This window comes from Bradyrhizobium sp. P2_E8, from assembly GCF_056403875.1.
In genome coordinates, this window is sequence record NZ_JBFUES010000284.1 from 1 (window position 1) to 7,740 (window position 7,740).

General features: G+C 65.8%; 6 protein-coding genes and 2 pseudogenes. 6 read left to right on the forward strand and 2 right to left on the reverse strand.

Translation table 11 applies throughout. The features are described from left to right. A partial coding sequence (locus AC1D00_RS17390; protein WP_477011512.1) for a gamma-glutamyltransferase family protein occupies positions 1-846 on the forward strand: 846 nt, incomplete at its 5' end. An 80-nt stretch (positions 847-926) separates the two neighbouring features. Next, positions 927-2,321, forward strand: coding sequence for a serine hydrolase domain-containing protein (locus AC1D00_RS17395; protein ID WP_477011513.1), 1,395 nt, complete (start codon positions 927-929; stop codon positions 2,319-2,321). Between the two features lie 84 nt (positions 2,322-2,405). On the opposite strand, the pseudogene AC1D00_RS17400 reads toward AC1D00_RS17395, so the two are convergent. Next, a pseudogene (locus AC1D00_RS17400) lies at positions 2,406-2,678 on the reverse strand (glutathione binding-like protein); the annotation flags it as partial. Positions 2,679-2,734: 56 nt separating this feature from the next. Between AC1D00_RS17400 and AC1D00_RS17405 the strand changes: the two are divergent. Further along, a complete protein-coding gene (locus AC1D00_RS17405; protein WP_404551686.1) occupies positions 2,735-4,030 on the forward strand; it encodes an MFS transporter in 1,296 nt (431 codons plus the stop codon). 134 nt (positions 4,031-4,164) lie between these two features. Here the strand turns inward: AC1D00_RS17405 and AC1D00_RS17410 are convergent, their stop codons facing one another. Further along, the gene (locus AC1D00_RS17410; RefSeq protein WP_135178603.1) at positions 4,165-4,830 is read right to left on the reverse strand and encodes a glutathione S-transferase family protein; all 666 of its coding nucleotides are present in this window, start codon (positions 4,828-4,830) and stop codon (positions 4,165-4,167) included. A gap of 148 nt (positions 4,831-4,978) precedes the next feature. Here AC1D00_RS17410 and AC1D00_RS17415 point away from each other — a divergent pair, with 148 nt between their 5' ends. The 3 genes and pseudogenes from AC1D00_RS17415 (at position 4,979) to AC1D00_RS17425 (ending at position 7,729) form a co-directional block, all read left to right on the forward strand. Then, a complete protein-coding gene (locus tag AC1D00_RS17415; RefSeq protein WP_135178604.1) occupies positions 4,979-5,575 on the forward strand; it encodes a DUF2239 family protein in 597 nt (198 codons plus the stop codon). A gap of 90 nt (positions 5,576-5,665) precedes the next feature. After that, positions 5,666-7,014: pseudogene (locus AC1D00_RS17420) on the forward strand (MATE family efflux transporter). 106 nt (positions 7,015-7,120) lie between these two features. Then, on the forward strand, positions 7,121-7,729 hold the full coding sequence (locus AC1D00_RS17425; protein ID WP_477011514.1) for a 2-hydroxychromene-2-carboxylate isomerase: 609 nt from the start codon (positions 7,121-7,123) through the stop codon (positions 7,727-7,729). Positions 7,730-7,740 lie beyond the last annotated feature (11 nt).

The following is a 7,740-nucleotide window of genomic DNA, read 5'->3' on the forward strand; positions in this document are numbered from 1 at the left end:
GTGCTGGTGGAGACGCTCAACATCCTCGAAGGCTTTCAGCTCGCGGAGTTGAAGCAGGGCTCGCCGGCGTCGCTGCATCTCCTGATCGAGGCCATGAAGCGCGCCTATGCGGACCGCGCGCGCTATCTCGGCGATCCCGCCTTCGTCAACGCACCGATCGAGACCCTCACGGCAAAGGACTACGCCGCCAAGCTGCGCGCCGGTATCTCCGCCGATCGCGCCACGCCGTCGAAGGAGCTCGTGTCTGCCGCCACCTCACCGCGCGAGGGCAGCAACACCACGCATTTCTCCGTCGTCGATAGCCGCGGCAACGCCGTCAGCAACACTTATACGCTGAACTTCAGCTATGGCGTCGGCCTCGTCGCTGATGGCACCGGCGTGCTGCTCAACAACGAGCTCGATGATTTCACCGCGGCGGTCGGCGCTTCCAACGCCTATGGCCTCGTCGGCTTCGAGGCCAATTTGCCTGGGCCCGGCAAGCGGCCGCTGTCGTCGATGTCGCCGACCATCGTGCTGAAGGACGGCAAGCCTGTGCTGGTGACGGGCTCGCCCGGCGGCAGCCGGATCATCTCCACCGTGCTCCAGGTGATCGTGAATGTGCTCGATTACAAAATGGATGTGGCCGCCGCCGTTGCCGCACCGCGGCTGCACCATCAATGGCTGCCGGACGAGGTACGCGTCGAGCGCGGTTTTCCTGAGGATGTCCTGTTCGCGCTGAAGGCGATGGACCATCTCATCGTCGAGCCGATGGGACAGACCTCCGCCAATTCGATCGCGGTGACATCGAACGGCCCCCTCGGCGCACCCGATCCGCGCACGCGCGGCGCGGAGGCGGCGGGACAATAGCAACCTGAGCCGGGCGCTGAGCTTTTGAGACAGGCTACGGCGTGATATCGACGCAGCCTCCGATTTCACGACGAGCTTCCATGAAACTTTTCTTTCGTATCTCCGCCGCGCTCGTTGCGCTGGCGCTGCTGACAGCCGTCGCGCTCAGCTTCATCTACCGGCCGGGCGACGCGATCCGGGTCGCGACCGGCTTCGTCGCGCACAACGTTTGCAGCAAGACCTTCGTCTCCGGCCTCGACCCGCAGGCCGTGTTCGCGGAGACGACCGAGCGCGACGGCATACGCCGCCTGCGCCCGCTGATGCGGCTTGATCTCGATCACGCAGCGAAGGCGGCCGACGTCACCGTGCTCGGAGGCTTTCGCAGCCACGCGATCTTTCGCGACGGCTTTGGTTGCGTGCTGCAGCATGGGACGACCACGCCCTATCTGCCGAAAATCGACCTCGTCGCGGCGAAGACGCCGAAGGCGCCACCGCTGCTGCCCGACATCGCCGACGATGCCGTGGTCGCGCCTGGCGATCCCGCGTTGAAGGCGGCGCTCGATCATGCCTTCGAGGAGCCGGCCAGCCCGCCGTTCCGGCGCACCAAGGCGATTGTCGTGGTGCGCGACGGCCGCGTGATCGCCGAACGCTATGCACCCGGCATCGGCGTCGATACCCCGCTGCTCGGCTTCTCCATGACGAAATCCGTGATCAACGCGCTGATCGGCACCATGACCCAGCATGGCCTTTTGAGCCCGTCCYATCCGGCGCCGGTGCCGGAATGGCGCAACCCGTCCGATCCGCGTCGCGAGATCGAGGTCGAGCATCTCATGCGGATGACGACGRGACTCGACCTCGATGAGACCAACAGCGGCTTCGATCCGTCGAGCCGGATGATGTATCTGCCCGACGACATGGCGGGATTCGCTGTGCAGGCAGCCCTCGTGGCACCCGTCGGCCAGCGCTGGCGCTATTCGAGCGGGACCACGCAGATCCTGGCGCGCATCGTGCGCGACGGCACCGGCGGGCCCGAGCAAAGCCTGGCCTTTGCCTGGCGCGAATTGTTCAACCCGCTCGGCATGCGTCACGTCACGCTGGAGCTCGACGGCACCGGCACCATTCAAGGCACGACCTACATGCTGGCGAGYGCGCGCGACTGGGCGCGTTTCGGCCTGCTCTATCTCAACGACGGCGTGGTCGGCGGAAAGCGCATTTTGCACGAGGACTGGGTGGATTCTTGCGCGGCCGCCACGCTCGACACGGATTACGCAGCCGGCTTCTGGACCAACCGCAGCGAGCACCCGCACGCAAAAGGCCGCGTGCAGGCGGGCATTCCACGCGATGCCTTCTTTGCGTCAGGCGATCTCGGCCAGCGCGTCTTCATCATCCCCTCGCAGCGTATGGTCGTCGTCCGCCTCGGCGATTCCGTCGATCCGAGCGGCGACATCCGCGGCGTGGCGCGGTTGATCAAGGAGGTGATCGCGGCCGTGAACTAGGCCGTCATTCCGGGGCGATGCGCAGCATCGAACCCAAGAACTCGGGATTCCGGGTTCACGCTTCGCGTGTYCCGGAATGACGGTCTACCGCGCCAGCTCGTACGGCCCGCCCTTTTTCAGGGCGCCTTGATAGGCGGGACGCGCGTGGATGCGCTTGAGGAACGCCATCGCCTTGCGATGGCCCTGCTCCAGCCCGCCCTTGCGCGGCTTCGAGCGGGAAGCTCATCTGGATGTCGGCCGCGGTGAACTCGTTGCCGGCGAACCACTCGCTCTTCGCAAGCGGCCTTCCCAGTAATCCATGTGCTGCTTGAGCTGTGGATTGACCAGCGCGGTCAGCGCCTGGTTCGAGACCTTGCGCCCGCTGCCACGCGTGCTACCACCGCGCAGCTTCAGAAACTGCCGGGGAAACGCACATGACCACAGCTGATCCGAACCAGCGCATCGAACGCGCCGAGATCGAGGATACCAGCCTTCTCGCCTTCTATCGCGACATGAACGCGCCGGAGCGGCGGACGTTCTGGGCCTGCGCGGCGGGCTGGGCGCTCGACGGCATGGACTTCATGATCTATCCGCTGGTGATCGGCACCATCATCGCGCTGTGGAAGGTCGACGCGGCCTCGGCAGGTCTCGCCGGCACGGTGACGCTGCTGGCCTCTGCGATCGGCGGCTGGCTTGGCGGCTACCTCTCCGACCATATCGGACGGGTCAGGACGCTCCAGATCACCATCATCTGGTTCTCGTTCTTCTCGCTGGTCTGCGCCGTCGTGCAGAATTTCGACCAGCTCCTGATTGCACGCGCCGTGCTCGGCCTCGGCTTCGGCGGCGAGTGGGCGGCGGGCGCCGTGCTGATGGGCGAGGCGATCCGGCCGCAATATCGCGGGCGCGCGGTCGGCTCGGTGCAATCGGGCTGGGCGGTCGGCTGGGGTCTCGCCGTGCTGTCGCAGGCGATCCTGTTCTCGGTCTTGCCGGCCGAGACGGCATGGCGCTGGATGTTCGTGATCGGCGCGCTGCCGGCGCTGCTGGTGTTCTACATCCGCCGCTCCGTCACCGAACCCGAGATCGCCGCCGAGGCCCGCGCCAAGCAGGCCGCGAGTGGCGATCGCCCGGCGCTCTGGGAAATCTTCTCCGGCCCGATCCTGAAGACCACGATCCTGGCCTCGCTGATGGCGACGGGTTGCCAGGGCGGCTACTACGCCGTCACCTTCTGGGTGCCGCAGTTCCTGACCAAGGAGCGGCACCTGTCGATCGTCGGCTCGACCGGCTATCTCTCGACGCTGATCATCGGCTCCTTCATCGGCTACCTCGTCGGCGCCTGGCTCGCGGACCGCATCGGCAGGCGCAATCTGTTCCTGATCTTCTCGATCGGCGCGATGGCCGTGGTGCTGCTCTACACGCAGCTGCCGCTGACCAACGAGATCCTGTGGGTGCTCGGTTTCCCGCTCGGCTTCTTCGCCTCCGGCTATTTCTCCGGCATCGGCGCGTTTCTCACCGAGCTCTATCCGACGCGGCTGCGCGGCTCCGGCCAGGGCTTCTGCTACAATTTCGGCCGCGGCATCGGCGCGCTGTTTCCGTTCCTCGTCGGTGCGCTGTCGGCGACGACGTCGCTTGCGAACGCGATCGCGATGTTTGCGGTGGTGGCCTACGCGCTGTTCTTCATCGCCGCGTTTGCGCTGCCGGAGACGCGCGGTCGCGTGCTGCACGCGGACTGACTGCTCGGCGTCATGCCGGGGCGGCTCGAGGAGCCGAACTATGGTGCGCAATTGCGCACCTGGGGATCTCGAGATTGTGGCGCGAGATTCCGGGTTCGGTGCTGCGCACCGCCCCGGAATGACGGCAGAGTGGCTTACCGCCCCACCTGGTACGGCCCGCCTTTTTCCAGCGCCCTGGCGTAGGCCGGCCGCGCATGGATGCGCTCCAGAAATGCCATCGCCTTGGGATGGCCCTGCTCCAGCCCGCCGCGCGCTTGCGCGGCTTCGAGCGGGAAGCTCATCTGGATGTCGGCTGCGGTGAACTCGTTGCCGGCGAACCACTCGCTCTTGGCAAGCTCGCCTTCCCAGTAATCCATGTGCTGCTTGAGCTGCGGATTGACCAGCGCGGTGAGCGCCTGGTTCGAGACCTTGCGCACCAGCGGACGAAGCAGCGCCGGCGCACGCTTCGGCATCAGCGTGAACAGCAGCTTCAGCAGCAGTGGCTGCATCGCCGAGCCTTCCGCGTAGTGCAGCCAGTAGGTGAAGCGCAGGCGCTCGGGCGTGTTCGGCGGCGGGATCAGCCGGCCGTTGCCGTAGGTGGCGATGAGATATTCGATGATCGCACCGGATTCCGCGATGGTGTTGCCGTTGTCGGTGATGACGGGCGACTTGCCGAGCGGATGGATGGCGCGCAGCTCCTTCGGCGCGCGCATGTCCGGCTGGCGCTGATAGCGCACGATCTCGTAAGGCACGCCCAACTCCTCGAGCAGCCACAGCACGCGCTGCGAGCGGGAGTTGTTGAGGTGATGGACGGTCAGCATCGGTGGGGTCCCCAGGCTAGGCGTGGTCGGTTGGCCGCGTTCGTGCCAGCCCGGGAACGCAATGTCGAGCCATCCGGACGGATATTTTCACCCGGGTATATTGACGTGGGTAATTTACCCGGGTATTAAAAGGCCAACGTCACCAATTATGGCAATGATTCCAATGCAAAGAACTTTCACAGCTTTCCAGGGCCAGCGCCGCCTGGCGTCCGGGCCGGCAGGAGAGGTCGCGCTGGTCGTCAAGCGGATCGCGCCGCCGCCGGACGAGCCCATCATTATCTTCGAGGACTCGACGGGCCGATCGATCGACTTCGATCTGCGCGGCGGGGACCGCGAGGTGCTGGCGCGGGTGACGAAGCTCGTCCCGCCCCCGGTGGAGGAGACCGCACCGCCGGCCGAGCCGCGCGGGCGCGGCCGGCCGAAGCTCGGCGTGGTCGCGCGCGAGGTGACGCTGCTTCCGCGGCACTGGGAGTGGCTCAACGCGCAGCCGGGCGGCGCCTCGGTCGCGCTGCGCAAACTCGTCGACGAGGCAAGGCGTGCCAGCGGCGACAAGGACCGCGAGCGGCAGGCGCGCGATGCGGCCTATCACTTCATGTCGACCATGGCGGGCAACCTGCCGCAGTTCGAGGAAGCCTCACGGGCATTGTTCGCGGATGACCGGCGGCGCTTCACCGGGCTGATCGCGGACTGGCCGACTGATATCCGCGACCACATCGTCAAGCTCGCCTACAGCGACCGCGCGTAAACCGCGCGGCGCTTTCTCTCAACCCCATCGACGGCCGAAGCCGCGCCTCGCGCGGCAACGGCTTCGCACGCCCTGATGAAAGGCCAATCCATGTCCGCCGCCACGCCGCTTTGGACGACATTCCTGCGCTTCCTCGCGCCCCTGATGCTGAGCAACGCACTGCAATCGTTGTTCGGCACCGTCAGCAACGTCTATCTCGGCCAGATGATCGGCGTCGACGCACTCGCGGCGGTCTCGGCGTTCTTCCCGGTGATGTTCTTCCTGTTCGCCTTCGTCATGGGCCTGAGCACCGGCGCCACCGTGCTGATCGGGCAGGCGTTCGGCGCCGGTGAACATGGCCGGATCAAAATCGTTGTCGGCGCGACGCTCGCGGTCGGCCTGCTGCTCTCGATCTCGATTGCACTGGTTGGCGGCCTGTTCAGCCGGCCATTGATGATGGCGCTCGCGACGCCCGCGGACATTCTCGACCAGGCCAGCGCTTATGCGCGCATCATGCTGCTGACGATGCCGCTCGGCTTCGTCTTCCTGCTGATGACGGCGATGATCCGCGGTGTCGGCGATGGGCTCACGCCTCTGCTGGCGCTGGCGTTGTCGACCGCGATCGGCCTGATCCTGACGCCGATGCTGATCCGCGGCGCGTTCGGATTGCCGGCGGCCGGCATCGCGAGCCCGGCATGGGCGGCCGCGATCGCCAACGCGCTAACGCTGATTGCGCTGGCCGCCTATCTGCGGCGAAAGCAGCATGCGCTTGCTCCTGATGCCGCGCTGCTGCGTCATCTGCGGCTCAACGGATCCGTGCTCGGCAAGATTCTCGGCATCGGACTGCCGAGCGCGATCGGCATGGTGGTGATGGCGATCGCGGAGCTCGTGCTGCTCGGGCTCGTCAACGGCTTTGGCTCCGACGCCACCGCCGCCTATGGCGCCGTCAACCAGGTGATGGGCTATACGCAGTTCACGGCGATGTCGATCTCGTCGCGGTCTCGATCCTCGGCGCGCAGGCCGTCGGCGGCGGCGACAGGGCCCGGCTCGACGGCATCGTGCGTACCGGTCTCGCGTTCAACCTCGTCCTGACCGGCGGCCTCGTGGCGCTGATCTATCTCGCACCACGCGCCGTGCTCGGCATCTTCATCACCGACGGCGCCGTGCTCGATCTGGCGAAGGAGTTGCTCACCATCGCCTTGTGGAGCTCGGTGCCGTTCGGCCTGGCAACGGTGTTTTCCGGAGCCATGCGCGCCGCCGGCGTGGCGCTGACGCCGATGCTGCTCTCGATCTTCGCGATTCTCGCGATCGAGCTGCCGGCTGCGGTCATCCTGAGCCGCACGATTGGCCTGAAGGGCGTATGGGCCGCCTATCCGATCGTGTTCTGCGCCATGTTCATTTTGCAGATGGGCTATTACCTCCTGGTGTGGCGCCAGCGGGCGATCCGTCGTCTGATCTGACCGGATCATCAAGGTATTATGACCATCATTAAACGGTGGACCCGTGGCGCGCGCTGCGCCACAATGGATGAAAAGCCAGATCAAAAGTCAGGTCAGGGAGAACGATTTGACCCGCACCGCCCCGCAGTTCCTGTTCGATTTCGGCAGCCCGAACGCCTATCTCAGCCACCTGGCGATCCCGGCGATCGAGCAGCGCATCGGCGTCAAATTCGAATATGTGCCGATCCTGCTCGGCGGCATCTTCAAGTCGACCAACAACAGGTCGCCGGCCGAGACGCTCGCCGGCGTCAAGAACAAGCGCGAATTCCAGGCGGTCGAGACCGAACGCTTCATCAAGCGATTCAAGATCCAGCCTTACGTCTTCAACCCGCACTTCCCCGTCAACACGCTGAACCTGATGCGCACCGCGATCGCGGCGCAGCTCGAGGGCGTGTTCGAGACATATGTCGAGGCCGCCTTCCACCACATGTGGCGCGAGCCGAAGAAGATGGACGACCCTGAAATCGCGGCGAAGGCACTGGCGTCCTCCGGCCTCGATGCGCAAAAGCTGTTCGCGCGCGCCCAGGAGCCCGAGGTGAAGGGCAAGCTGATCAAGAACACCGAGGAGGCGGTCGCGCGCGGCGCGTTCGGCTCGCCGACCTTCTTCGTCGGCAACGAGATGTTTTTTGGCAAGGAGCAGCTGCGCGAGGTCGAGGAGATGGTATCGGGAAAGTGATTCCCCGATCG